Source organism: Pseudomonas ekonensis (assembly GCF_019145435.1).
Classification (GTDB): domain Bacteria; phylum Pseudomonadota; class Gammaproteobacteria; order Pseudomonadales; family Pseudomonadaceae; genus Aquipseudomonas; species Aquipseudomonas ekonensis.
In genome coordinates, this window is record NZ_JAHSTS010000001.1 from 2,070,703 (window position 1) to 2,097,571 (window position 26,869).

Here is a 26,869-nt window from a genome sequence, read left to right on the forward strand (position 1 = left end):
GTCTGTGTGTTTGCCCATTGAGCTTAGCCAATCCTGCTCCCGTTGCCCGGCGCTGCGCGCTGAAAAGTCCCTTAACGCATTCATCGGCGGTCCGATAACCGGCTACCGCAAAACCGCTGTTGCCGGATGATGTGCTTGTGCTCCCGTTTCCTGGAGCCGAACCATGTACAGCCCATCCCCGTCCGACCCGCAGTCCCTCCCGCAGCGGCCTGTCACGCGCAGCCTGCACGCGCCGTTGCTGGAACAGTCCGTGCCCGATTGGCTCATGCAGGCCACCCCGCAGCAGTTCGCTGCGCTGAGAGAGGCCGATGCGCCGCTGCCGACCTGGTACGGCAAGGCCACCAAGCAACGGCGCAAGGCGTTCGATGACAGCCTGGCGGCACACTGGCGGGCGCAGAGCCAGCTCGGCAAGGCCATGGCCGGCCTGCAGGACATTCACGATTTCGCCAGGCCGCTGTTGACCAAACACTTGAAAGACCGGTTCAACGTGGATCTGGATGTCGACAAGACGTTCCTGCGTTTGACCCTGCCGGTGGAGACAGCGATCTTTTCTGTGGAGAAGGGCTTTTTTGAAGCGTCCGTCAGGACATTGCTGCAGGCCGCGCTGCACAACTTCGAAGCGGCCGAGTGCGAGCCGGACGCATTTCACCGCTCGTCCGGTTTTTTTGTCGCAAGCGGGAAGGGCCGGCGTCGTGTGCGCACAGGGCTGACAGTGCCTCAGTTCGTTCAGGCGTGTCGAACACTGGACATCGGTGCGCGATATCAGGAACACCTCAAGCGCGTGTTGTCCCCGGAGCACCCAGCGGCGCAGCAAGCGCTCCGTCGGCATTTCTGCGCGGTGCAACAGACCGCGTTGCGCGCGGCGGCCGAGCGGGCCTGGCTGCAGAACGATATCGGGCCTGAGGACCTGGCGTTGATCTTGTGGCTGGTCCACGCAGGCCCACGCCCTGCGTTGGGCGACAAGAAGGTCTGGCTGTTCGACTTGAGCCTGATGAGAGTGCGGCTGACCGGATGCATGGTCTTCGTGATCGGCGAAGCGGGCGAGGCGATGGAGGAGTGGCTGGTTTTCATCCCCGACGACCCCTGGCACCCCTTGAAGCGGTACAACGCCCGGACGATGAGCGGCATGCTGAAGCAGCGTTTCATCGAGCATGCGCCGGCCGATGGATCCCCGTCGGCCTATCAAGCGTTCTTCAGCCGTTTTGTGCCGTACGCCGAACGCGGGCATTACTTCAGCCAGTTCCGCAAAGACGCTCCGGGCACCGGTCCCGGCAACCTTTGGGCTGCGATCGGCGACTTCACCGACTCGTCTTTGCGCAACCTGCTGTTCACGCATGTGCCGCCTGCTCCGGCCGTGGCACAAGTGCCCGATCCGGATCCCTTTCTCGCGCTGGACATCCGTCATCCGAAGGGGCCGCCCTCGGGCAGCGGTGAGGGCGGCCTCTGGGGTTACCTGTTCGAACGCCACCGCGAGCAACTGATCGAAGACGCGCGCGGCTACGCCGTGCCTTCGGCTGACATTGACGCCCGGGTGCGCGAGGAGCGTTTCGCCAGACTGTTCGGCATCGGCATGCTGACCCTCAACGCGGTCTCGATGTTTGTGCCGGTGCTGGGGGAGGTGATGATGGGGGCGATGGCTTGCCAATTGCTGGAGGAGTCCATCGAAGGCGTCGTTGAATGGAGCGAAGGCGACCGTCGGGCCGCCAAGGCGCATGTGCTGGATGTCGCACAGAACCTGGTGCTGGCGGGGGCCTTGGCAGGAACGGGCAAGGTGCTTTCCGGCCTGGGGAGGGTGGCGCCGGAGCCGCTGATCGAAGACCTGCATCCGGTGACACTGCCCAATGGCGGCAGACGCCTGATCAGGGCCGGTCTCGCTGGCTATGAAGCACCTGTCGAGGTTCAGGGCAAGCCCGATGTTCAAGGACGCTACGACGTTGACGGCAAGTCATACGTGCGCATCGACGGCCATGTGTACGAACAGTTCTACGACCGTGCCATCGAACGCTGGCGGGTCAGGCATCCTCGTGAGCCACAGGCCTGGTCGCCGGTGTTGATCCACAACGGCGCCGGCGCCTGGCGTCACGAACTGGAAAACCCCTTGACGTGGGACCGGCGCACGCTGTTGCGGCGCATGGGCCCGATCGGCGATGCCTATCCGGATGAGCAGTTGCAAAGGATCGCGGACATCAGCGGCGTCAGCGACAACGCTTTGCGCAAGATGCACATGGACGAACGGGCTCCGGTGGCGGAATTGGCCGATGCGATGCGTCTGTTTGACATCGACCGTGATGTTGCGCAGGTGATCGATCAGGTGCACCTCGGGCACGGCATCGATGAGCGTTACCTGCACACCCTGGATCTGTTGACCCGTTCGCCCCACTGGCCCGCCGGCAGGCGGCTTACGGTGTTTGCGGATCTTGAGAGGACAGGGATTGCCGTTACGTACGGCGCCAAGCGTGCAATGGCTGGCGCAGCGCCGGGGAGGTCGATCCGGGTGAGTCGCCAGAACATCCTGGACGGTGAACTGCCTTGGCGCATCCTTGCCGAACTGGACGAGTCCGAAATCACCGGGCTGCTGGGCGTCGAGGCCGCGCAAGAACGGGTCTGGCGTCCGCAGAGGTTGCGTGACCGCTTCGCCGCCAGTCTGCGCACATGCAGGCTTGAGCTGTTCGATCGGCTCCGTCGGCGTACGGGCTCGAAGGATCCCGCGGTAAAGGCGTTGCGGCGGTCCTGGCCAAGACTCGGCGATGCTGCGGCGCAAGAAGTGCTGGAGGAGGCTGACAGCGATGCCGTCGCCACCTTCAAGGCAAAGGGACAGGCGCAGGACGGCATGCAGGCGTCGGCGCGTTGGCATTCACGGCGTGGCCGCCTGACCCGGGCGCTGGCCGGGCTGCACATGGACAACATGACGACGTCCGATACCCGGCGCCTGGTTCTGCATGCTTTGGGGCGGATGCCGCAGTGGCCCGATACCGTGCGCCTGGAGATCCATGACGGGCAGTTCGGAGGGCGGCTGATCGACAGCCTCGGCGGTGAATCGGCCCGATTGCGCAGTCATGTGGTGAAAAAGGGGCCTGCCTATGAGGCCGTCGACGGGCAGGGCCGGCTTCTGGCGCAACCTTTCGATTCGTACGGCGACTTTTTCGCAGCGGTGGCTCAGGCCTTGCCCGCCGAGGTTCTGAACGCGCTCGGTTTGCCGCGGGTGCGGCCAGGCGTCGGGTTGCGGCGTGCGGTCGGCAACTACGTCCTCGGGCACCTCGAAGACTGTGCGCAGGCACTGGCAAGGCGTGGCGCGCAGGGCCGCTGGTTCAAGCCTGCGCAGCGGGTCGGTCGATACCGGGTGGGTTACCGCGCCAGCGGCGAGGGGGCGATAGGCAATGCCGGCATGGCGAACGGGTTGGCGATCCGGTTGCGCTTCCTTTATCCGGACATGACCTTCTCGCGGGCCAATGGCGTCCTTCTCGAGAGGATCCGGTCGGGTCAGAGCGATGCACAGATTTTGCAATGGCTCGAAGACCTTCGCGGCCAATGGACGGCGCTCAAGCAAGGTCTGGAACACTGGATCGACCGGGGCGAGGCCCGGGCGCTACGCCGTTCGCAGGCCAGGGCCCTGGAAGATAGCTGGCGTTCGGCGCCGTTCGCCGAAGAGAACCCGGCCTATGCACGGCTCGACCTACAATTCGACGGCGCGCTGCCGGAGCTGTCAACGGTGTTCTCCCACGTGGTGGAGCTGCGTTTGCGTCCCGTGGCGGATGCTGACAGGTCGATCCGACAGTTCCTGCTGAACTTTCCGATGCTGGAGCGCCTCGACCTGTCAGGCGTTCAAATGCATCGGCTGGATGTCTCCGGTATGGCGCACCTGCGACAGCTGACGCTCGACGGTTCGCGCCTTCTTCAGGCATGGCCGCAGGGGGCGGAGAACCTGGAGTCCGTGAGCGGGATCGACCTGAGCAACAGACCGGTCGGCGAACTGCCGCCGCGCTTTTTTCAGCGCGATGACTTGCTGCTCAACACCAACCTCAGCGGCGCGGGGTTGACCGCGCACGGGCGACGGTTGCTGCAAGACGCGCACCGGCGCTGCGAACTCGCTCTCGGCTTGCCCGAGCGCACGCTTGAGCGGTTCTTCCTGGAGGCCGTCCCCGACGCGTCGGCGCAGCCCCTTGAGAACGGCACGCTGCTCGCCGGCAGGTTGTTGCCGTGGCCGGCTCCGTTGCCGGCCGTCGAGGGTGTGCCGTCCTTCGTCGCACGCCTGCGCAGGATCGATGCCGCCTTGAGCGAGGACGACGCGGCGCTGTGGGTTCAGCGATTGCGCGATGGCGCCTCGGACGAACAGATCGGCCAGACCCTGAGTCAATGGGAGCGGGAGTTCGAATCGCTGACGCGCGAGCTCAACGGCTGGATATTTTCCCGGCGCACCGGTGACCGGCTGCAGCGGGGACGGTGGACCGCTTCGGCGGGACGCGGCGACGCCGCCAGGGCGATGGTCGAGTGCTGGAAAAAGGGGCTGGCCGATGGCGGCTCATGGTTGGATCTCTCAGATTGTCGGGGGCTGGGGGTGTTGCCGAGGCTTCCTGTCGGCTTCGCCCATGTCCAGGTCTTGCATCTGCGGGAAATCGGACTGAACGAGGCGGATCTGCAGCGGTTTCTTCCGTCCTTCACGGGTGTGCGCGTGCTTGAGCTGGGGCTCAATGAGCTGCGTGGCCTGCCGTCGGCCATTGCCGATATGCCGGGGCTGACCTCGTTGGGGCTGTCCGGCAATCGCCTGGACGATTTTCCGGCGCTGATCCATCGCCTGGGCGCTGCGCACCGACTGACGGCACTCCGGTTGAGCTACAACCGTTTCCCGTCGGCGGACGGCGACGGCCTGCAAGCCTTTCAAGGGCTCAGGGAGCTGGATTTGAGCCACAACCATCTTCGGCGCTTCGACGCGCGGCTGCCCGACTCGTTGCGCAACTTGCAGCTCAACGGCAACGACTTGCGGCACTGGCCCGATGCGGTGATGGCTGCACCGCAGCTTGAGGCACTGAACCTGGTGGGCAACCCGATCCGGGAGATTCCCGCAGGGGTGTTCGACGGCAGCCATGACCGGCTGTTGGCAGGGGCGCGCATCTACGGTGTCGCGCGCCCGCTTTCGATCGACAGCCTGCTGCGCATTCAGGCTTACATGGCGCGAACCGGCGCTTCCGGCGCGCTCGGGATTTCCCGTGAGCGGCTGGAGGAGTGGATCGCCGATCTGGAGCAGGCGTCGGACGTGTCCTCAGACGACAGTCTCAGCCTGGAGGAGTGAGAGGCGCCGGGGTAAAAGCACGCCCGGCCCCTTGTGCCGTTTGCAGACACAAGGGGCCTGGCGCCCGACTCAGTCGTCGTAACCCAGGTTCGGCGCCAGCCAGCGCTCGGTGACGCTCAGTTCCTGGCCCTTGCGCGAGGTGTAGCTCTGCACCTGGTCCTTGTCGACCTTGCCCACGGCGAAGTACTGCGCCTGCGGGTGGGCGAAGTACCAGCCGCTGACCGCCGCCGCCGGGAACATCGCGTAGTGCTCGGTGAGGAACACGCCGCTGCGGCCAGCGCGCATCTCGCTGGACTCGGGGTCGAGCAGGGCGAACAGCGTGGCTTTCTCTGTGTGGTCCGGGCAGGCCGGGTAGCCCGGCGCCGGACGGATGCCGGAGTACTGCTCCTTGATCAGCGCCTCGTTGTCCAGGGCTTCGTCCTTGGCGTAGCCCCAGTGCTCCTTGCGCACCTGTTCGTGGAGCCATTCGGCGCAGGCCTCGGCCAGGCGGTCGGCCAGGGCCTTGACCATGATCGAGTTGTAGTCGTCGCCGGCGTCCTGGTAGGCCTTGGCCACTTCCTCGGCGCCGATGCCGGCGGTGGTGATGAAACCGCCCACGTAGTCGGTGACTTCGCTGTCCTTCGGCGCGACGAAGTCGGCCAGGGAGAAGTTCGGCTTGCCGTCGGTCTTGATCGTCTGCTGGCGCAGGTGGTGCAGGCGGGCCAGGGGCTTGCCGTCGTCGCCGTACAGCTCGATATCGTCGTCATGCACCTGGTTGGCCGGCCAGAAGCCGAACACCGCGCGGGCGCTGATCAGCTTCTCGTCGATCAGTTTGCCCAGCATCTCCCGGGCGTCCTTGTACAGCACGGTGGCGGCTTCGCCGACCACTTCGTCCTCGAGGATGCGCGGGAACTTGCCGGCCAGGTCCCAGGAGATGAAGAACGGCGTCCAGTCGATGTACTCGGCCAGCACGTTCAGGTCGATGTTATCCAGCACCCGGGTACCGGTGAAGGTCGGCTTGACCGGCGCGTAGGCGGCCCAGTCGAACTGCGGCTTCTTGGCGATGGCGGCCGCGTAGCTCAGGCGTTCGGTGCGGGCGCTGCGGTTGGCGGTGCGCTCGCGCACGTCGACGTATTCGGCGCGGGTCTTCTCGACGAAGCCGGCCTTCAGCTCCTTGGACAGCAGCTGGGTGGCGACGCCCACCGCGCGGGAGGCGTCGGTGACGTACACCACGGCATCGTTGCTGTACTTGGGCTCGATCTTCACGGCGGTGTGGGCCTTGGAGGTGGTCGCGCCACCGATCATCAGCGGCAGGTGGAAATCCTGGCGCTGCATCTCGCGGGCCACGTGCACCATTTCGTCCAGCGACGGGGTGATCAGGCCGGACAGGCCGATGATGTCGCACTTCTCGTCGCGGGCCACCTGGAGGATCTTCTCCGCCGGCACCATCACGCCCAGGTCGACGATGTCGTAGCCGTTGCAGCCCAGCACCACGCCGACGATGTTCTTGCCGATGTCGTGCACGTCGCCTTTCACGGTGGCCATCAGGATCTTGCCCTTGGCCTCCGGCTTGTCGCCTTTTTCCAGTTCGATGAACGGGATCAGGTGGGCCACGGCCTGTTTCATCACGCGGGCGGACTTCACCACCTGCGGCAGGAACATCTTGCCGGCGCCGAACAGGTCGCCGACGATGTTCATGCCCGCCATCAGAGGGCCTTCGATGACCTCGATCGGACGGGCGAACGACAGCCGCGACTCCTCAGTGTCTTCGACGATGTGGGTGGTGATGCCCTTGACCAGCGCATGCTCCAGACGCTTGTTGACGTCCCAGCTGCGCCACTCTTCGGTTTCGGCTTCCTTGACGCTGCCGTCGCCCTTGAACTTGTCGGCGATGGCGAGCAGGGCGTCGGTGGCGTCGCCGTTGCGGTTGAGGATCACGTCCTCGACGGCGTCGCGCAGCTCCTGCGGGATCTGGTCGTAGATCTCCAGCTGGCCGGCGTTGACGATGCCCATGGTCAGGCCCGCGCGGATCGCGTACAGCAGGAACACCGAGTGGATGGCCTCGCGCACCGGGTTGTTGCCGCGGAACGAGAACGACACGTTGGACACGCCGCCGGAGCTCAGGGCGTACGGCAGCTCATCGCGGATGTAGGCGCAGGCGTTGATGAAATCGACGGCGTAGTTGTTGTGCTCTTCGATGCCGGTGGCGACGGCGAAGATGTTCGGGTCGAAGATGATGTCTTCCGGCGGGAAGCCGACTTCGTTGACCAGGATGTCGTAGGAGCGCTTGCAGATTTCCTTCTTGCGCGCCTCGGTGTCGGCCTGGCCGACCTCGTCGAACGCCATCACCACCACGGCGGCGCCGTAGCGCTTGCACAGCTTGGCGTGGTGGATGAACTGCTCGACGCCTTCTTTCATGCTGATCGAGTTGACGATGCCCTTGCCCTGGATGCACTTGAGGCCGGCTTCGATCACGTCCCACTTGGAGGAGTCGATCATGATCGGGACGCGGGAGATGTCCGGCTCGCCGGCGATGAGATTGAGGAAGGTCACCATGGCCTTCTTCGAATCGAGCATGCCCTCGTCCATGTTGATGTCGATCACCTGGGCGCCGGCCTCGACCTGCTGCAGGGCGACTTCCAGGGCTTCGGTGTAGTTGTCCTCGCGGATCAGGCGGGCGAACTTGGCGGAACCGGTGATATTGGTGCGCTCGCCGACGTTGACGAACAGCGAGCTGCGGTCGATGGTGAACGGCTCCAGGCCCGACAGGCGGCAGGCCTTGGGGATGTCCGGGATCTGCCGCGGCGCGTAGCCGGCCACGGCCTTGGCGATCGCTTCGATATGCCCCGGCGTGGTGCCGCAGCAGCCGCCGACGATATTGAGGAAGCCGCTCTGGGCGAATTCTTCGATGACTTTGGCGGTGTCCGCCGGCAGTTCGTCGTACTCGCCGAACTCGTTCGGCAGGCCGGCGTTCGGGTGCGCCGAGACGTGGGTGCTGGCCTTGTCCGACAGCTCTTCCAGGTACGGGCGCAGCTCGCGGGCGCCGAGGGCGCAGTTCAGGCCGACGGAAATCGGCTTGGCGTGGGCCACGGAGTTCCAGAACGCTTCGGTGGTCTGGCCCGACAGGGTGCGGCCGGAGGCGTCGGTGATGGTGCCGGAGATCATGATCGGCAATTCGAGGCCGAGTTCCTCGAACACCCCTTGCACGGCGAAGATCGCGGCCTTGGCGTTGAGGGTGTCGAAGATGGTCTCGATCAGGATCAGGTCGGCGCCGCCCTCGATCAGGCCTTTGGTGGCCTCGGTGTAGTTCTCCACCAGTTCGTCGAAGGTGACGTTGCGGTAGCCGGGGTTGTTCACGTCGGGCGACAGCGAGCAGGTGCGGCTGGTCGGGCCGAGGACGCCGGCGACGAAGCGCGGCTTGTCCGGGTTCTCCAGGGTTTTCGCGTCGGCCACCTTGCGGGCCAGGCGGGCGCCTTCTACGTTGAGTTCGTAGACCAGCTCTTCCATGCCGTAGTCGGCCATGGAAATCCGGGTGGCGTTGAAGGTGTTGGTCTCCAGGATGTCGGCGCCGGCATCCAGGTAGGCCTTTTCGATGCCGCCGATCACGTCCGGGCGGGTCAGCACCAGCAGGTCGTTGTTGCCCTTGACGTCGCTCGGCCAGTCGGCGAAGCGTTTGCCGCGGTAATCCTGCTCTTCGAGCTTGTAGCTCTGGATCATCGTGCCCATGCCGCCGTCAAGTATCAGGATGCGCTCTTTGAGTGCTTGCTTGAGGGCCTGGAGGCGGACGCTGCGATCGGACATTGGGACTACTCGAAAAGACCATGACGAAGGGCCGGAATCATAACAAACCTGCGCGGATTTAGAGCATGTGGCGCATTTGCATGAATATCGCTCATGTTGGGGCGGGCGTACCGGCGGTAGAATCGCGCGGTTTTCTTCAGGATCGGAATCAGGGATATGTTGAACCGCGTCATCGGCACCGTGTTGCTGCTTTTAAGCTTTGGCGCGGGGGCGCAGGGGACGGCCATTTCCTACACCCGCGACATCCAGCCGATCTTCACCGAGAAGTGCGTGGCCTGCCACGCCTGCTACGACTCCGCCTGCCAGCTGAACCTGGGCAGCGGCGAGGGGGCGGCCCGCGGCGCCAGCAAGATGCCGGTCTACGACGGCGAACGCACTCAGGCCGCGCCGACCACCCGGCTGTTCTACGACGCCTTCGGCAAACGGCAATGGCAGGAGAAGGGCTTCTATTCGGTGCTCGACGCCCAGGGCAGCCAGGCCGCGCTGATGGCGCGCATGCTCGAGCTGGGCCACAAGACGCCGCTGCAACCCAATGCCAAGCTGCCCGAAGACATCGTGCTCGGATTGCAGCGCGAGAACCTCTGCGCCATGCCCGCCGAATTCGACGGCTATGCCCAAAGCCATCCGAATGAAGGCATGCCGCTGGCCGTGACCGGCCTGACCCAGCAGCAATACCAGACGTTGCAGCGCTGGCTGGCGTCCGGTGCGCCCATCGACGAGCAAGGGCTGGCCCCCAGCGCCAAGGAGGCGATGCAGATCGTGCAGTGGGAAAACCTGCTCAACACCCCCGGCGCCCGGCAGAGCCTGGTGGGGCGGTGGTTGTTCGAACACTGGTTCCTGGCGCACATCTACTTCAAGGACGGCGAGCCGGGGCACTTCTTCCAGTGGGTGCGTTCGCGCACGCCCACCGGCCAGCCGATCGACCTGATCAACACCCGCCGCCCCAACGACGATCCGGGCACCCAGGTGTACTACCGCCTGTGGCCGGTGCAGGGGGTGATCGTGCACAAGACCCACATCACCTATCCGCTGAGCGCGGCCAAGCTGGCCCGGGTCAAGAGCCTGTTCTACAACGGCAAGTGGCAGGTGCACGCCTTGCCGGGCTACGGGCCCCAGAGCCGGGCCAACCCGTTCGCCACCTTCGAGGCGATCCCGGCCCAGGCGCGCTACCAGTTCATGCTCGACAACGCCGAATACTTCGTGCGCACCTTCATCCGCGGGCCGGTGTGCCGCGGGCAGATCGCGACCGACGTGATCCGCGACAACTTCTGGGCGCTGTTCCAGGCTCCGGAGCACGACCTGTACATCACCGACCCTAACTACCGCGGCCAGGCCACGCCGTTGCTGGCCATGCCTGGGCAGAACGACGATGTCGGCAGCGTGCTGAGCCTGTGGCACGACTACCGCAACAAGCGCAACCAGTACGAAGCCCTGCGCCGCGACAGCTACGCCGAGCTGCCTGCGCCGAGCTGGTCCACGCTGTGGGCCGGCAACGACAACGCGCTGCTGAGCATTTTCCGCCACTTCGACAGCGCCTCGGTCACCAAGGGCCTGATCGGCGAAGTGCCGCAGACGATGTGGCTGTTCGACTTCCCGCTGCTGGAACGCACCTATTACCAGTTGGCGGTCAACTTCGATGTGTTCGGCAACGTCTCCCATCAGGCGCAGACGCGCCTGTACTTCGACCTGATCCGCAACGGCGCCGAGCAGAACTTCCTGCGCCTGATGCCCGCCGACTCCCGTGAGGGCTACCTGGACGATTGGTATCAGAGCAGCGGCCAGTTCAAGATGTGGCTCGACTACGAGGCCATCGATGACGACAAGCCGACCGCGCTGAAACTCGACGCCAAGGATCCGAAACGCGATTTCGCCCGCCAGTTGCTGGCCCGCTACGGTGACCTGAACGCCCGTCCCGACCCGATCAACCGCTGCGAGGACGCCTATTGCTCGCGGCCGAACATCGACCCGGCCCTGCAGAACGCCGAGCAGGCCCTGAGCCGCCTGACATCGCGGCCGGCCGCCGGGCTCAAGGTGATCGACCAGTTGCCGGAAGCGACATTGCTGCGCGTCGAGACCGCCAGCGGCAAGCGCGAGGTCTACAGCCTGCTGCGCAACCGCGCCCACAGCAACGTGGCGTTCCTGCTCGGCGAGTCGCTGCGCTACCAGCCGGGGCTCGACACCCTGACGATCTACCCGGGCGTGCTCACCAGCTATCCGAACTTCATGTTCAACCTGCCGGCGAACCAGGTGCCGGCGTTCGTCGATGCGATGGAAAGCGCGAAGGATCAGGAACAGTTCGAGAAAATCGTCGAACGTTGGGGCATCCGCCGCAGCCATCCGCAGTTCTGGTTCTATTTCCATGACCTGAGCCGCTACATCCACGATACGGATCCCGTGGAAGAGGGCGTGCTGGACATGAACCGTTACGAGAACCTCTGAAGCGGCGGTGCCACAACCCGCCCTGCGGGAGCCAGTGACGGCTCCCGCAGGGCGGGGCGGCCACCCGGCGATTTGCGAACTATTCCTACGTAAATACTAGGACTTTGTCCCGGGCGCCGATTGGCGTAAACTCCGCCCAAGCCTGCGAGGAGTTTCCATGACCGCTATCACCATCACCGACGCCGCCCACGATTATCTGGCTGATCTGCTTTCCAAGCAGAACACCCCGGGCATCGGCATCCGCATCTTCATCACCCAGCCTGGCACCCAGTACGCCGAAACCTGCATCGCCTATTGCAAGCCGGGCGAAGAAAAGCCTGAAGACAAGGCACTGGGGCTCAAGAACTTCACCGCGTACATCGATTCGTTCAGCGAAGCGTTCCTCGAGGACGCCGTCGTCGACTACGCCACCGACCGCATGGGCGGTCAGCTGACCATCAAGGCGCCGAACGCCAAGGTGCCGATGGTCAACGAAGACAGCCCGATCAACGAGCGCATCAACTACTACCTGCAAACCGAGATCAACCCGGGGCTGGCCAGCCACGGCGGCCAGGTCAGCCTGATCGACGTGGTCGACGACGGCATCGCCGTGCTGCAGTTCGGCGGCGGCTGCCAGGGCTGCGGCCAGGCGGACGTGACCTTGAAGGAAGGCATCGAGCGCACCCTGCTCGAGCGCATTCCGGAGCTCAAGGGCGTTCGCGACGTGACCGACCACACGCAGAAAGAAAACGCCTACTACTGAGGCGTTCACTGCGGACACAAAAAACGGCGCCCCGTGAGCGCCGTTTTTTCATGGGTGAGCATCGCTGGCGCCATCGCCAGCAGGCTGGCCGCTACGGGCGGTACAAATGCGCATGCCCCGCACGGTACAGCGATGACTCGCTGAAATGGTCGCTGCCCAGCACCCGTCCCACCAGAATCAGCGCCGTGCGCCGAAAGCCCTTGGCGGCCACCTTCGCGGCAATGTCCTCCAGCGTCCCCACCACCCGGTCCTGATCCGGCCAGCTCGCCCGGTGGATGACCGCGATCGGGCAATCTGCGCCGTAGTGCGGCAGCAGTTCGCCGACGATCCTCTCCAGATGATTGACCCCCAGATGAATGGCCATGGTCGCGCCGTGCTGCGCCAGGCTGCCGAGCGCTTCTTTGGCGGGCATCGCGGTCTTGTCCGCGTAGCGGGTCAGGATCACGGTCTGCGACACGTCCGGCAGGGTCAGTTCGGCTTCCAGCAGCGCAGCGCATGCCGCGGTGGCGGTCACGCCGGGGATGATCTCGAAGGCGATGCCCAGCTCCCGCAGGCAGCGGATCTGTTCGCCGATGGCACCGTACAGGCTCGGGTCGCCGGAATGCACGCGGGCGACGTCCTGGCCGTTGGCGTGGGCGGTCTTGATCAGGTCGATGATCTGTTCCAGGTGCAGTTCGGCGCTGTTGACCACGGTGTCGGCCCGGTGTCCCTCCAGCACCGCCGCCGGCACCAGCGAGCCTGCGTAGATGATCACCGGGCAGCTGCGGATCAGCCGTTGGCCTTTGACGGTGATCAATTCGGGATCGCCGGGGCCGGCGCCGATGAAGTAGACGGTCATTGTTCCATCCTGAAAAAAGGGGCGGTGCAGGGCGTCACGAGCGTCGCGCATGAACGTTGCTCATGATCGAAAGCGGGGATTATCGGGAATTCAGGCCGCGCCGGCCAATGCCAATGTGGCCTGGGCGTACTTTTGCCGGGGAATCAGCAGCTTTGCCGGCGCCTGGATCCATTGTTCGGCCAGCGCCAGGGCGGCGCTTTCCGCCACGCCGTAGCAGCCGGTGCGCTCGAAGGCGATCTGCGACTGGTGGCTGAGGCGCGGCCGGTAGCCGGCCAGTTCCGCGCTGCTGAAATACAGCAAGGGCAGCGCCAGTTGCGCGGCCAGTTCCCGCAAGCCGGGCTCGTCGCGTTTGAGGTCGATGCTGGCGAGCGCCTTGACCGCCGCCAGTTCGATGCGATGGGCCTGCAGGGCCTGGTCGAGCAGGGCCCGCAGGGTGGCGGCCGGGCAGCCGCGCTGGCAGCCCAGGCCGACCACCAGGGCCGGCGCTGCGCCGTCAGCGGTCATGCGTGGCGTTGGCCTTCGCCGTTGCGGCGGAACAGCCACGCGCTGATCAGGCCCAGGGCCAGCCAGAACGCGACGTTGGTCAGCTGCGAGGCGATCTTGAACTGCGCTTCCAGCGCCTGCGGTGCCAGCATCGAGTGCACTTCCGGTTGCGGTGCGCCGATCACGTGGGGCACGGCGAGGATGGCCGCGCCGAGGATCTTCATCAGCCAGTTGCGGCTGAAGGCGATCAGGGCCAGGCCCACGGCGGTGGACGCTGCGGTGCCGATCCACCAGGTCTGCCGCGAGGCCAGGTCGGCGGCGGCGGTGCCGGGCAGTTCGGGCGGCAGGCCGAGGGTCGGCGCCAGCACGAAGGTGGCGTAGCCGGCCAGGCCCCAGAGCAGGCCTTGTGCGGTCCTGGTCGGTGTGCGCAGGGTGTAGAGGCCGGCCAGCATCAGGGCGAAGCCCACGGCCACCACCAGGTTGCCGCCGGTGGTCGACAGCACGCGCTGCCAGCCGTCTTCCGGCTCCCAGGCTTCGGCGTCGTGGGTGTGGGCCGGGGTGCCGGCGGCGTGTTCGTGGACTTCGGCCGCAGGTTCAGCCTTCTCGTAGGTCTCGGCCTGCAGAATCAGCGGGGAGACCCAGAAGCTTTGCAGCAGGGTGAGCAGCAGGGCGGCCAGCAGGCCGGTGAACCCGGCGGTCCGGGCAATGCGCTTGATCATGTCGGCAGGTCTCAGTGGCACGGGAACGCGGCGCTGTGGCGGGTATCGTGGGCGGCGTTGTGCACCGCTTCGATGTGCGAGAACCCGGCGAAGTAGACGAGGCAGGCCCCCAGGATCGACGCGCAGACGGCGGCGGTCAGGCGTTGGCTCAGGGTGGTGGTGCCGGCGGAGCTCTTGTCAGTGCTGCCGGTGCTGGTGATGATCGACATGGCGCTTCCCTCTGTGGTGTCAGCGGGTGAATAGAGCGCATGGAAACCCTGCGGGACGGGCACGCAGGGTTCGAACAGCGCCCGCCCACCGCGGGTTTGTTATGTTCAGCGGCGCAGGTGCGCGCTGTGCGTTGCGGGCCGGTCTCCGGGCTCGCGAGGGGTTGGCGTCGGCCGACCTGCAAGCGTCACCTTCCCATGCCGCAGGCACAGTGGATCTGACGCTTCGCTCGCTTACCGTTGCGGGGGCAGCACCGGACTGACATGGCCTTGAAGTAAAGCACATGATTCACCGGTTTCCCGTTTCACCCTGTGAAGGGCACCCGTAACAAGTTGTGTAGGAGAGCATGGGCACACGATCCGAGTCAATCGACGGCTAACGCACGGCCAGCAGAACGTAGGCGCCCAGCGCGATCAGAAACGCGTAGTAGGACTTCATGCGCGTCAGGCCCAGCAGCCAGGCCAACGCCACAGGGCCGATCCACAGGTGCGCCGACGGCTGCTGGCCGGCCAGCGGTTGCAGCGAACCGGCCAGCAGGCTGATCAGCATCGCCACGGAGGTGTATTTGCCCAACCGGTCGATGAACGCCCGGGCCCCGCCGGACAAGCGTTCGACATCCACCGCCAGCGGCAGCAACCGGCAAGTGGCGGACACCAGCGCGCAAATCAGCACGTACAGCCAGAACACACTAGGCTCGGTCATAGGCGTAACTCGTCAGGACGGTCACCGCGAGCACCGCCATCAGGCTGATATCCCCCAACCACAGCAGGCTGGCCGCGGCGGCGAGTCCGGCGATCCACTGTGCGTGCAGGCTGTGCCGGTCGCGGGCCATCTTGCCCAGCGAAGCGCTGATGAAAATGGCGATCACCACGCTGACATGCTCCATCAGCCCGTTGTCGGCCAGGCTGGCGAAGCCGTAGCCGGCGGCGGTGCCGAGCAGGGCGGCGGCGTACAGCGCAAAGCACACGGTGTTGGCGTAGGGGCGGCTGACCGGCCCTTGTTCCTTGCGGATCGACATCAGGGTGAAGGCCGCGTTGGCCATCACCGCCAAGGCCGGGACAAACGATTTGACGGAGCCCTTGAAGCTGGACTTGAGGCTCAGGGTGAACACCAGAAAACGCAAGTTGATGCTCAACGCCGAGACCAGCACGCCGAATGCGTTGAGCAGGTGCGCCGGCGTCTCCAGCAGCGTCAGTTGCAGCGGCGAGGCCATCACCGTGCCGCTGAACACCACCATCGACGGCAGATCCAGGCCGTGGCGGCGGCCGAGCATGCCGATCAGGGTGAAGGTCAACAGCAGCGAGAACACGAACGGCAACGCATCGCGCAGGCCGGTCGTGATCTCGCTGTGGGCGGCCGGTTCGGCCAGCGCGGACTCAACCGGCATGGGCGCTTTGCCGTGCGCCGGCCAACAGGTCTTCGACACCGTCCTTGTAGGCCAGCGCCTTCTCCAGGTAGTACTCGGTGGAGAAGCGCGGGATGAACTCCTCGACCACGGCCACGCCGCGGTAGCCGTTGACGGCGAAGCGGTTGAGCACATCGCTCAGGCGCAGGTTGCCTTCACCGATGGGCAGGTGCTGGTGGTGGGTGTCGTTGAGGTCGGCGATGTGCAGGTGACGGGTCACCGGGGCCAGCTCGGCGATGGCCTGGAACAGGCTTTCGCCGTAGGGCATCAGCGAGCACAGGTGCGTCACGTCGATGGTCACGAAGCAGCCGGTCTCGCGGTGGAAGCGCAAGTGCTCGCCGACGCTGAACACCGGGAACTTCGGCCGCTGGCCGCCCATGTTCTCCAGGCACAGGTCGATGCCCCGGGTGTCGACGCGCTGTTTGACCTCGTTGATCGCCACGATCAGGTTGTCCAGCAGTTCGGTGTTTTCCAACTGGTCCTTGTAGCCCGGATGGAACGTCACGCTGGTGGCGCCGGCCTGGCGCGAGAAGTCCACGGCGGCGCTCAGGCAGTCCACCGCCTGGCCCCGTTCGACCGGATCGGGCGAGCACAGGTTGTACTGGCGGCCCCACCAGCCGGCGTGCACCGTCAGGGTGATGCCGTTCTGCTCGGTGAAGGCGCGGACCTGCCGCGCCAGTTCGCTGCGTTCCTCGACGCCGAGCGACCAGAACACGGTCTCGGCGTCTTCGCCGATCTCGAACTCCACGGCCTTGAAATGCCTGGACAGGTCGGTGATCGACCCGAGGATGTCCGCCGGGTTGTCGTACACGTTGGTGGAAAAGGAGATCAGCGGAAAGTTCGGGCTGATCGGGCCGTCGATGTGGAACAGGGTCTCTTGGGTGCTCATTGCGCCAGTCCTTGGGTGGTGAAACGAGGATGGGAGATCGCGGCGCCGAAGACGTTCGGGTCGTCTTCGGCGGCGCAGGCCAGCAGCACGTAGCCGTGCCGGTCGGCGGAACGGCGGATGGGCCGGCCGAACTTGCCCTGGTCGAGCGTCGCGCGCAGGGCGAAGGGGTGCCGCAGCAGTTGGTCGCGCAGGCGTTCGGGGTCGGTCGTGCCGTCGGTCTCGATGTAACGGATCGCCATTTGCACGAACGCCTGCTCGGGGGCCGGCAGGTCGGTGCCGGTCATCGCCGCCAGGGTGCTGGCCGCCAGGTGCACGCCGGTGGTTTTCCAGACCATCTCCCAGATCTGGTCGCCGCCGAAACGGGTCTGGGTCTCGATGAAATGCAGGCGCGCTCCGTCGAGCTTGACCTCGGTGTGCGCCGGCCCCCAGCGGTTGCCCATGCGTTCGAGCAGCCACAGCACCGCGTCTTCGATCAGCGTGCGGCTGGCCTCGTCCAGGGCGGCCGGAAAGTCATGGCCGGTCTCGACATAGCCCGGCGCGCCGCTGGTGTGCTTGCGGGTGATGCCGAGGATCCGGTGGCGGCCGTCGAGGCTCAGGGATTCCACGCTGTATTCGTCGCCGCCGGCGAACGCTTCGATCAGGTTGCGGCCTTGCAGCGGCAGGGCGTCGACGTCTTCGGACCGGTTGACCGCGTAGACCCCTTGGCTGCCTGAACCGCTGACGGGTTTGACGATCGACGGGCCGTGGCGTTCGACGAAAGCGCGTACGGCCTCGGCGCTGTCCGCCGCCGCGCTGTGCAGTTCATAGGGGCTGCCTTGCAGGAGCCGGCGGAACAGCAGCTTGTCGCGGCTGACCTCGACGCTGCGCACGCTGTTGTGGGGGATGCCCAGCCGTTCCCCTAGTTGCGAGGCCGGCAGCAGGCCCAGTTCGGAGAACGACACCACGGCGTCGAACGGCCGCTGACGGTGCAGGCGTTCGACCGTGTCGCCGTAGCCGGCCAGGTCCGCGATGTCGGGCGTCAGCACCAGCGCCGCGTGTTCGCGTTGATAGTCCGACAACTGGTCGGGTTGCTGCACCAGGGTGAAGTGGAAGCGGTGCGCGGTGTCCCAGTCCAGCCCTGAATCCCGCCCGCCGATCAGCAGGATGCGTTTGGCCGGTTCGGGGTCGGTGCGCTCGCCGTAGACGTCGATGTCCGTGACCGCCAGCAGCGATTCGCGCAGCCGGGCGGTGTCGGGCTGGCGGAACTCGACGTACAGGTAGTTCTGGAACCCGTTGCTGGCCGGGCCGATGGCGTCGCCCGGCGCGGCGTAGGCGTACCATCGCTGGAAGCCCGGCACGCTGCGCAGGCACCGGGCGTGATGGAGGCCGTCGTAGGTGCGATGGGTGCGGGCGAAGGGCGTGGCGATCCCGAACGGCTGCGGGACGTCGCAGGCAGGCGGCAGCGCTTCGCCGAACAGGGCGCGGTGATAGCAGACATCCAGCGGCAGTTGCCACGCCTGGCGGATCACGTGGATCCGGCTGCCGCCGGGCCGCGCGCCGACCTCCAGCACCCTTGGCCCGCGTGCGGTGAGGATGAACTCGACATGGGCGAACGTGCCCTTGAGGCCGAGGGCCTGCACGGCGTCGTGGGCCAAACGGTGGCAACGCGCTTTGAGCGACGCATCCGGTTCGATGGTCGAAGGCGTGTAGCGGGCGAAATGGTGGAAGTCGTCCCGGCCGATGTCGACCCCGGCGATCACATCGACGATGGGAAAGCTGCTGATGTTGCCGTCAGGACCGATGGCGCAATCGATGGAATGGTTGGAGCCGTGCAGGTATTCCTCCAGCAGCAGCTGGTCGGTCTCCCGCTGTTTGCCGGCGACGTAGCGTTGCAGCGCCGGCCATTCGCGGCGGCTGTAGTCCAGCAGTTCCTGGCGGTCGCGGATGCAGCGCACGAACAGGCTGCTGTACAGGTTCGAAGGCTTCAGGACGAACGGGTAGGGCAGCGCATCGGGTGCGGCGAGCAGTTCGTCGATGCCCGTTTCGCGGGAGATCACCTGCAGGTCAGGGTTGGCCGACGCCTGGAAGCGCTGGCGCTGCAGCACCTTGTCCAGCGTGTGCTCGACGTTGCGGTGCAGGTGCGCCAGGGCCGGCACCGCCGCGCACAGGCGGCCCGTGACGGCGACATAGCCTTCTCGGAAGTTCAGCACACTGGTGAAGCCGTGCTCATCGAGCAGGCGTTGGGTCAGGTCGATCAGTTCCGGGGTCAGGCCTTTGGAAAAGTCGTAACGGGCTACCGGCGGCACCTTGGCCGCGTCGGCGATCTTGCTGGTGGCGCGGCTGTCGGCGATCAGCAGCGGCGTGATGCCTGCGGCGATCAGGCCTTCGTATTCGCCGTCGCGGATGTTGCCGACAATCAGGCAAGCGGCTGCGCTCATCGGCAGGACTCCTCGTCGAAACTGTAGTGAACCCGGTTCAACCGGTGACAGATGTGGGCCAGGCGGATGCGGTCGGCGGCGTTGACGCTGTCCGTCAGCACGTTGCGGATGATGTGGGCGAGGGCGTCCAGGTCTTCGCCGGCGATCCCCAGGCGGGTGATTTCCTGTACGCCGAAACGCAGGCAGTCGCGTCCGTCGATGCGCTTGTTGTTGACCCGTATCCCCAGTTCGTTGAGCTGCTGCGCCGCGTGCTGGCTGAAGGCGCCTTCGAGCAGCAGCATATGGGTGTCGGTGGCGTGCGCCGTCCAGCCCGGCAGCCCGGCCAGCGCAGCGTGCAACTGGCGGGCGTTGGCGCACATGCGTTCGGCGTAGGCCTGGCCGTGGCGCTCCATCTCCATCAGGGTGACGAACAGTTGCAGCAGGCCGGGCAGGTTGGGGGAGGACACCAGCGCACCCCCGACGTTGTGTTCGATCTGCCGGGCCAGGTCGGCGCGTCGGCAGACGATCAGCGCCCGGTGCGGGCCCGGCAGGGATTTGTGGGTGTTGCCCTGGAGGATGTCCGCGCCTTCATCGAGCGGGTTGGGGTAGGCCTGGCCGGCGATCAGCCCCAGCGTGTGGGAGGCGTCGCAGATGATCAGCGTGCGGTCGAGGCCGCGCCGGTTGAGCAGCTTGCGCAGCGGCCTGACGGCGATCGCCCGGGTGGTGAGGCCGTGGTCGAGCAGCACGGCGGCCGGCGGTTGCCCGAGTGCCTGAAGTTGCGCATCGAAGGCGTCGAGATCGATCTGGCCGTCCGTGCCGAGCCCGAAAAACACGCTCTGCCGGCCGATCTTCTGCACCAGCGGCCCGGTGGCGAAATGGCCGCCGCTCTCGGGCGCCAGGGACATGACGATGTCCCCCGGCACGCTCAGCGCCGCCAGCACGCTCAAGGTGCAATGGACGCCGGACAGCACGCGGTACTCGACGAACTCGGCGTTGAACATCGTCTGCGCGGCCCGGGTCGCGAGCGCCTTCAGCGTTTCGACCTCCGGAAAGTGCTCGACCTGCATCCCGCCGAACTCGGCGGCGTAGCGCTGGCCGGCGATCGGCCGGACGTTGAACAGGTAACGGTCGTAATGGCGGTTTTGCCCCAATGCCCGGGCCGTGTCGGACAGCACATTTTCATTGGCGGTCAGGGACACTGTCGAAGTTCGGCGCGCCAATGCCTCTTCGAACTGTTCGATAATGAAACTGTGCGCGCTGGGCGCGACGGAGGGCACTGCATAAGTTGAATGGTTCATTAGTAATCCGCCAGGTCGAAGTCGATGATCAACATGTCGCGAGTGCTGCGATTTGAACTAATGCCTAACTTCTGCAGTGGGGAAACTTCATGCAGAAGTATTCGGTCATTCAATACGACGGTTTCCAGGTAGTTCGTCAAAGTTGCGCTGAAAACATTGTCGCCGTTTTCATTGAATATCCGGCTTTCGCCGCCGATGACGTGCTGGCGCTGGATCAGGTGCTGAAAGACGAAATCGTGGCCGTCGCGGTGACGGCCTTCGGGGGTGGCCTGGCCGTCGCGGGATTCGTCGCACAGGATGCGGAACTGATGGCAGGTCACCAGCCAGTCGCGGTGGCCGACCGCCAGGTCCATCAGCGCCAGGTCCGCCGCCAGCAGGCTGCGCAGCACGGGCGATGCGGTGAAGGCCGGCTCGCTGTGCGCATAGGTGCGCTGGACGCCGCCCAGCAGCGGGTTATGGGCCTGGGCCTGGAAGAAATGGCAGTCGTCGAGGGGCGTCCAGTGGCGTTCCCGCTGGCGGTACTCGAACTTGCAGATGCGCCGCTCGCGGCGGCCGTTCTCTGCGTTCAGGTAGGTGTCCGGCGGCAGGTTGTCCCAGGTGCGGTCGAAGGCGCGGCACGCTTCGCGGCCCAAAGACGCCACCTGCGCCGCCGGAAAAACGGCGCTGTCGGCGTAATGGTCGTTGCGCAGCCGCTCGGACAGTTCGAACAGCACGGCACTGCCCGGATGCCCGATGGCGCTACCGGCGCTCATGGCGCAGGCACGCAGGCGGGTTTCAGAGGAATAGACAGGCGCGGACACTGACGATAATCAGGCATGCAAGAATTCCTTTCTTATGTAATACATATTCCTTATGTGGCTTCATGGTTCATTTCCTGTTTTGAATTATCAATTCTGTTTTTGTAAAGATATGTAATTCTGCTGTTCGGACGCTCTAGTCCGAGGGAAAGCGGGGTGTAGGAAAAGTTTCTGTTTTGTGAACTTGTAGGAAATAACTTACGTTGAACTTTTCAAATGAGAAAAGGTCGCGACCAATATATGAATAAATGAAGTCCATATAACGATAATGCACCAGACATTGACCCGCCTGCCGACCATGCGTAGCCTTGCGCTTTCGAGGTTCTTCGGCGGCTGCCGAAGCTAAGAAGGGAACGCGGTCCAAGCCGCGGCTGCCCCCGCAACTGTGAACGGTGTTGTTCGCTGCCATGCCACTGCAAGCCTGCTTCAACAGGCCCGCGGGAAGGCGCAGCGGATGCCAGGCCCCGAGGCCGGCGCGCCGTCAGCCAGGAGACCTGCCTCGACACAGATTCTCACTACAACCGGGCGGGGTGATCCGGTGGCGAACGCTCCCGGCGCGCAAGTGCGTCGCCGGCTCTCGTCCCGCATGCCCGCCACCTCGCCAAAGGGCATCCGATGAAAACACTGGCCAAACTCCCCGTCACCATCGTCACCGGCTTCCTCGGCTCGGGCAAGACCACCCTGCTGCGGCACATGCTCGACAACGCCCAGGGCCGCCGCATCGCGGTGATCGTCAACGAGTTCGGCGAACTGGGCATCGACGGCGAAATCCTCAAGCAGTGCACCATCGGCTGCACCGAAGAAGAGGCCACCGGCCGCGTCTACGAACTGGCCAACGGCTGCCTGTGCTGCACGGTGCAGGAAGAGTTCTTCCCGGTGATGCGCGAGCTGGTGGCCCGTCGCGGCGACCTCGACCACATCCTGATCGAAACCTCCGGCCTGGCGCTGCCCAAGCCGCTGGTGCAGGCCTTCCAGTGGCCGGAAATCCGCAACGCCTGCACCGTCGACGCGGTGATCACCGTGGTCGACAGCCCGGCCGTGGCCGCCGGCACCTTCGCCGCGTTCCCGGACCAGGTCGACGCCCAGCGCAAGCTCGACCCGAACCTGGACCACGAATCGCCGCTGCACGAGCTGTTCGCCGACCAACTGGCCAGCGCCGACCTGGTCATCCTCAACAAGGCCGACCAGGCCAGCGCCGAAGACCTGGCCCGCGTGCGCCTGGAAGTCGCCGAAGAGCTGCCGCCGGCGGTCAAGATCGTCGAAGCCAGCAACGGCCGCCTGCCGCTGGACGTGCTGATCGGCCTGGGCGCCGGCTCCGAGGAGCACATCGACGGTCGCCACAGCCATCACGATCATCACCATGACGGCGATGACCACGACGACCACGATCACGACGCCTTCGATTCGATTTCCATCGAACTGCCGCAAGCCGACGAAAGCCTGCTGCTCGATGCCCTGACCCAACTGGTGGTTCAGCACGGCATCCTGCGGGTCAAGGGCTTCGCGGCGATCCCGAACAAGCCGATGCGTCTGCTGATCCAGGGCGTGGGCACCCGTTTCGACAAGCACTTCGACCGCCAGTGGGGCGCAGACGAGGCGCGCATCACCCGTCTGGTGCTGATCGGCCAGAAACTGGACGCCGCCCGGCTCGAAGCGCAACTGCGCGCCGCGCTCAGCGTGTAAGCCATGCACCTGCTCAGGACCCAGCCCGGCGGTTTCGTGTCGGATGACAACATTGCCGACCTTGGACAGACCCCCGCCGAGCTGGTGATCCTGTGCAGCGGCGATTCCAGCCTGGCGCTGCTCGCCGAAGCCGCACAGCAGCTGCCGGACGACTATCCGAGCCTGCGCCTGGCCAACCCGATGCAGGTGCAGAACCATGCCTCGGTCGATCTGTACGTCGACGAAGTGCTGCGCCACGCCAAAGTCATTCTGATTTCGCTGCACGGCGGCATCGCCTATTGGCGCTACGGCGTCGAGCGCCTGGTGGAACTGGCCGGGCGCGGGGTGCAGGTGATCCTGGTGCCGGGCGACGACCGGCCCGACCCGGAGCTCAGCGGCCTGAGCACCGTCGGCGCGGAGGACCGCGACCGGCTCTGGCAATTCCTGCGCCAGGGCGGCCTGGGCAATGCGCTGGACTTCTTCCGTTGCCTGGCCAACCGCTGGCTGGATCGCCCCTACGCCTGGGGCGAGCCGCAGGCGCTGCCGCGCACGGCGATCTATCACCCGCACAAAAGCACCGCCGCCCTGGGCGACTGGCAGGCCGATTGGCAAGCCGGCCGGCCGGTGGCGGCGGTGCTGTTTTACCGCTCGCATTTGCAGGCGGCCAACACCGCGTTCATCGATGTGTTCTGCCAGCGCTTGCAGGCGGCTGGGCTCAACCCGTTGCCCATCGCGGTGGCGAGCCTCAAGGAGCCCGGCTGCCTGACGGTGGTCGAGGACTGGCTGGACGAAACCGAAACCGGCGTGATCCTCAACACCACCGGGTTCGCCCAGTCGAGCCCGGAAGCGCCGCACCTGCGGCCGTTCCGCCGCGACATCCCGGTGATCCAGGCCATCTGCGCCCAGGACAACGAGCCCGGCTGGCGCGCCAGCGAGCAGGGCCTGGGCCCGCGGGATCTGGCGATGCACATCGCCTTGCCTGAGCTGGACGGGCGGATCATCAGCCGGCCGATCAGCTTCAAGGATCTGGCCTGGCGCAGCGAGCGCAGCCAGTCGGACGTCGTCTGCTATCGGGCGCAACCGGAGCGCATGGATTTCGTCGCCGAACTGGCGCGGCGCTGGGCTGACCTGGCCCGTGTGCCGAACCGCGAAAAGCGCGTGGCCCTGATCCTGGCCAACTACCCGACCCGGGACGGGCGCATCGGCAACGGCGTCGGCCTGGATACCCCGGCGGCGGCCCTGAACATCCTCCGGGCGCTTCACCAGAGCGGCTATCCGTTGCCCGCCGAACTCCCGGCCAGCGGCACCGACTTGATCCGCCGGTTGCTCGGCGGCGGCGTTAGCAACGACCTGGACACCCTCGACCAGCGTCCTTGCGCGCAAAGCCTGGATATGGACGAATACCTGGCGATGTTCGACGCCTTGCCCGACGCCAACCGCGCAGCGGTGCTGGAGCGCTGGGGCACGCCGCAGCAAGACCCGATGTGCCGTGACAATCGCATGATGGTCGCGGGCCTGCGCTTTGGCCTGACCTTTGTCGGCATCCAGCCGGCGCGGGGCTATCAGGTGGATCCGAGCGCGGTGTACCACGACCCGGACCTGGTGCCGCCCCACGGCTATCTCGCGTTCTATTTCTGGCTGCGCCGCACCTACGGCGCCCACGCACTGATCCACGTCGGCAAGCACGGCAACCTCGAATGGCTGCCGGGCAAAGGCGTGGGACTGTCCGACCAGTGCTGGCCGGACGCATTGCTCGGGCCATTGCCGAACATCTATCCGTTCATCGTCAACGACCCGGGCGAGGGCGCCCAGGCCAAGCGCCGCACGCAGGCGGTGATCATCGACCACCTGATGCCGCCGCTGACCCGCGCCGAAACCTACGGCCCGCTGCGCAACCTGGAGTTGCTGGCGGACGAGTACTACGAAGCGCAACTGCTCGACCCGCGCCGCGCCCGCGAACTGCAGCGCGACATCCTGCAACTGGTGCGCGAGACGCAGATCGACCGCGAACTGCAACTGGACGCCGCGCTCGACAGCGATGCGGATGCGGCGGTGTGGCTGCCGCGTCTGGACACCTACCTGTGCGACCTGAAGGAATCGCAGATCCGCGACGGCCTGCACGTGTTCGGCGAGTCGCCCACCGGACCGCTGCGCACCGATACGTTGCTGGCCTTGCTGCGCATCCCGCGGGGCGACGGCAAGGGCGCGCAGTCGAGCCTGCTGCGGGCGTTGGCCAAAGCGTTCGGGCTGGGTTTCGACCCGTTGGACTGCGCGCTGGCCGAGCCGTGGGCCGGGCCGCGTCCGGATGAACTGCAAGCGGTCAGCGACGAGGCTTGGCGCACCTGCGGCGACACCCGCGAACGCCTGGAGCTGTTCGCCGCCCAATTGATCGCCTCGACGACGCCGTCTCCCTGTGGGGGCGGGTTTGCCCGCGACAGCGGCGTACCGGTCGAACGCAATGTTGAAGGCTCAACCGATTCACCTCCAAAGGAACCTCGGTGGGCGCCGGTCAATGAGATCCTGACGAGTCTTCGCGAGGTCATCGCCCCGCGCCTGGACGCCTGCGGCCCTGCGGAGATGCGTGGCCTGCTCGATGCCCTGGACGGCCGCTTCGTGCCCGCCGGCCCCAGCGGCGCGCCGAGCCGCGGCCGCCTCGATGTGCTGCCCACCGGGCGCAACTTCTATTCGGTGGACGTGCGCAACCTGCCGACCACCACCGCGTGGCGCATCGGCTTCCAGTCCGCCAGCCTGATCCTTGAACGGCATCTGCAGGACCACGGCGACCACCTGCGCCAGATCGGCCTGTCAGTGTGGGGCACGGCAACCATGCGCACCGGCGGCGACGACATCGCCCAGGCCATGGCGCTGATGGGCGTGCGCCCGGTGTGGGCCACCGGCAGCCAGCGGGTGGACGATTTCGAGATCCTGCCGCTGAGCCTGCTCGACCGGCCCCGGGTCGACGTGACGCTGCGGGTGTCCGGGTTCTTCCGCGATGCCTTCGCCAACCTGATCCGCCTGTTCGACGCCGCCGTGCAGGCGGTGGCCGAACTCGACGAACCGGACGACCTCAACCCGCTGGCCGCCAAGGTGCGCGCCGAACGTGAAGCGCTGGTGCAGTCGGGGCTGGACGAAGAGGCCGCCCGGCGCCAGGCCGGCTGGCGGATCTTCGGCGCCAAGCCCGGCGCCTATGGCGCGGGCGTGCAGGGCGCCATCGATGCGCGGCTGTGGCAGACCCGCGAGGATCTGGCCGAGGTCTACCTGAACTGGGGGGCCTACGCCTACGGCGGGTCCGACGAAGGCACCGCCGCCCGGGAGCGGTTCGCCCGGCGCCTGAGCCAGGTGCAGGCGGTGCTGCACAACCAGGACAACCGCGAGCACGACCTGCTCGACTCCAACGACTACTACCAGTTCCAGGGCGGCATGCTCGCGGCGGTGGAGAGCCTGCGCGGCGAGGCAGCGGCCAGCTATCACGGCGATCACAGCCAGCCGGACCTGCCGAAGATCCGCACGCTCAAGGAGGAGCTCAACCGGGTGATCCGTTCCCGGGCGGCCAATCCGAAATGGATCGACGGGGTCAAGCGCCACGGCTATAAAGGCGCGTTCGAACTGGCGGCGACCGTGGACAACCTGTTCGCTTTCGATGCCACCACGCAGCTGATCGACGACCATCAGTACGCCTTGCTCGCCGACGCCTATCTGCTGGATCCTTCGACCCGCGAGTTCGTGCGTGAGCACAACCCCCATGCCCTGCGGGACATGACCGAGCGGATGCTGGAAGCGCAGCAGCGGGGGATGTGGCAGGATCCGGGCGCGTACCGCGAGGCGCTGGAGAACCTGTTGCTGGACATAGAAGAAGAGACCTGACCCATACCCCTGTAGGAGCGAGCCTGCTCGCGATAGCCTTCCCCAGTACCTCTTGGGATGCCT

Annotated in this window: 16 protein-coding genes and 2 riboswitches; of the genes, 5 read left to right on the forward strand and 11 right to left on the reverse strand. The window is 66.0% G+C overall.

The genetic code is table 11. The features are described from left to right. Positions 1-163 precede the first annotated feature (163 nt). A complete protein-coding gene (locus KVG96_RS09280) occupies positions 164-5,287 on the forward strand; it encodes a leucine-rich repeat domain-containing protein (RefSeq protein ID WP_217891747.1) in 5,124 nt (1,707 codons plus the stop codon). A 69-nt stretch (positions 5,288-5,356) separates the two neighbouring features. Here the strand turns inward: KVG96_RS09280 and metH are convergent, their stop codons facing one another. Then, positions 5,357-9,067, reverse strand: coding sequence for a methionine synthase (gene metH, locus KVG96_RS09285; protein WP_217891748.1), 3,711 nt, complete (start codon positions 9,065-9,067; stop codon positions 5,357-5,359). A gap of 156 nt (positions 9,068-9,223) precedes the next feature. Between metH and KVG96_RS09290 the strand changes: the two genes are divergently transcribed. Continuing rightward, positions 9,224-11,506 carry a fatty acid cis/trans isomerase gene (locus KVG96_RS09290; RefSeq protein ID WP_217891749.1) on the forward strand — a complete coding sequence of 761 codons (2,283 nt, stop codon included), beginning with the start codon at positions 9,224-9,226 and terminating at the stop codon, positions 11,504-11,506. A 157-nt stretch (positions 11,507-11,663) separates the two neighbouring features. Further along, on the forward strand, positions 11,664-12,248 hold the full coding sequence (gene nfuA / locus KVG96_RS09295; protein WP_217891750.1) for a Fe-S biogenesis protein NfuA: 585 nt from the start codon (positions 11,664-11,666) through the stop codon (positions 12,246-12,248). A gap of 91 nt (positions 12,249-12,339) precedes the next feature. On the opposite strand, the gene cobM is transcribed toward nfuA, so the two are convergent. From cobM to KVG96_RS09345, 10 genes are all read right to left on the reverse strand, one after another. Beyond that, positions 12,340-13,086: a precorrin-4 C(11)-methyltransferase gene (gene cobM / locus KVG96_RS09300; RefSeq protein WP_217891751.1), complete on the reverse strand. Its 747-nt coding sequence runs from the start codon at positions 13,084-13,086 to the stop codon at positions 12,340-12,342. A 90-nt stretch (positions 13,087-13,176) separates the two neighbouring features. Next, a complete protein-coding gene (locus KVG96_RS09305) occupies positions 13,177-13,590 on the reverse strand; it encodes a cobalamin biosynthesis protein (protein WP_217891752.1) in 414 nt (137 codons plus the stop codon). After that, positions 13,587-14,288, reverse strand: a complete 702-nt coding sequence (locus KVG96_RS09310) for a CbtA family protein (protein ID WP_217891753.1) — start codon at positions 14,286-14,288, stop codon at positions 13,587-13,589. Before KVG96_RS09310 ends, KVG96_RS09305 begins: the two co-directional genes overlap by 4 nt. 11 nt (positions 14,289-14,299) lie before the next feature. Continuing rightward, the gene (locus KVG96_RS09315) at positions 14,300-14,497 is read right to left on the reverse strand and encodes a CbtB domain-containing protein (protein ID WP_085586156.1); all 198 of its coding nucleotides are present in this window, start codon (positions 14,495-14,497) and stop codon (positions 14,300-14,302) included. Positions 14,498-14,616: 119 nt separating this feature from the next. Then, positions 14,617-14,836: riboswitch (cobalamin riboswitch) on the reverse strand. 34 nt (positions 14,837-14,870) lie between these two features. After that, complete coding sequence (locus tag KVG96_RS09320; protein ID WP_217891754.1) at positions 14,871-15,197, reverse strand: AzlD domain-containing protein; 327 nt, start codon at positions 15,195-15,197, stop codon at positions 14,871-14,873. Then, complete coding sequence (locus tag KVG96_RS09325; protein ID WP_217891755.1) at positions 15,184-15,882, reverse strand: AzlC family ABC transporter permease; 699 nt, start codon at positions 15,880-15,882, stop codon at positions 15,184-15,186. The genes KVG96_RS09320 and KVG96_RS09325 overlap by 14 nt, the downstream gene beginning before the upstream one ends. Next, a complete protein-coding gene (locus KVG96_RS09330; protein ID WP_217891756.1) occupies positions 15,872-16,789 on the reverse strand; it encodes a sugar phosphate isomerase/epimerase family protein in 918 nt (305 codons plus the stop codon). Before KVG96_RS09330 ends, KVG96_RS09325 begins: the two co-directional genes overlap by 11 nt. Beyond that, positions 16,786-19,206 (reverse strand): ATP-grasp domain-containing protein, encoded by a 2,421-nt coding sequence (locus KVG96_RS09335; protein WP_217891757.1) that lies wholly within the window; start codon positions 19,204-19,206, stop codon positions 16,786-16,788. The genes KVG96_RS09330 and KVG96_RS09335 overlap by 4 nt, the downstream gene beginning before the upstream one ends. After that, positions 19,203-20,483: a PLP-dependent aminotransferase family protein gene (locus KVG96_RS09340; protein ID WP_217891758.1), complete on the reverse strand. Its 1,281-nt coding sequence runs from the start codon at positions 20,481-20,483 to the stop codon at positions 19,203-19,205. The genes KVG96_RS09335 and KVG96_RS09340 overlap by 4 nt, the downstream gene beginning before the upstream one ends. After that, positions 20,483-21,235: a 2OG-Fe dioxygenase family protein gene (locus tag KVG96_RS09345; protein ID WP_217891759.1), complete on the reverse strand. Its 753-nt coding sequence runs from the start codon at positions 21,233-21,235 to the stop codon at positions 20,483-20,485. Before KVG96_RS09345 ends, KVG96_RS09340 begins: the two co-directional genes overlap by 1 nt. Positions 21,236-21,582: 347 nt before the next feature. Continuing rightward, positions 21,583-21,796, forward strand: a riboswitch (cobalamin riboswitch). 99 nt (positions 21,797-21,895) lie between these two features. Here KVG96_RS09345 and cobW point away from each other — a divergent pair. Both cobW and cobN read left to right on the forward strand, forming a co-directional pair. Beyond that, positions 21,896-22,963, forward strand: coding sequence for a cobalamin biosynthesis protein CobW (gene cobW / locus KVG96_RS09350; protein WP_217891760.1), 1,068 nt, complete (start codon positions 21,896-21,898; stop codon positions 22,961-22,963). Between the two features lie 3 nt (positions 22,964-22,966). Continuing rightward, positions 22,967-26,806 (forward strand): cobaltochelatase subunit CobN, encoded by a 3,840-nt coding sequence (gene cobN / locus KVG96_RS09355; protein WP_217891761.1) that lies wholly within the window; start codon positions 22,967-22,969, stop codon positions 26,804-26,806. Positions 26,807-26,869: the final 63 nt, after the last annotated feature.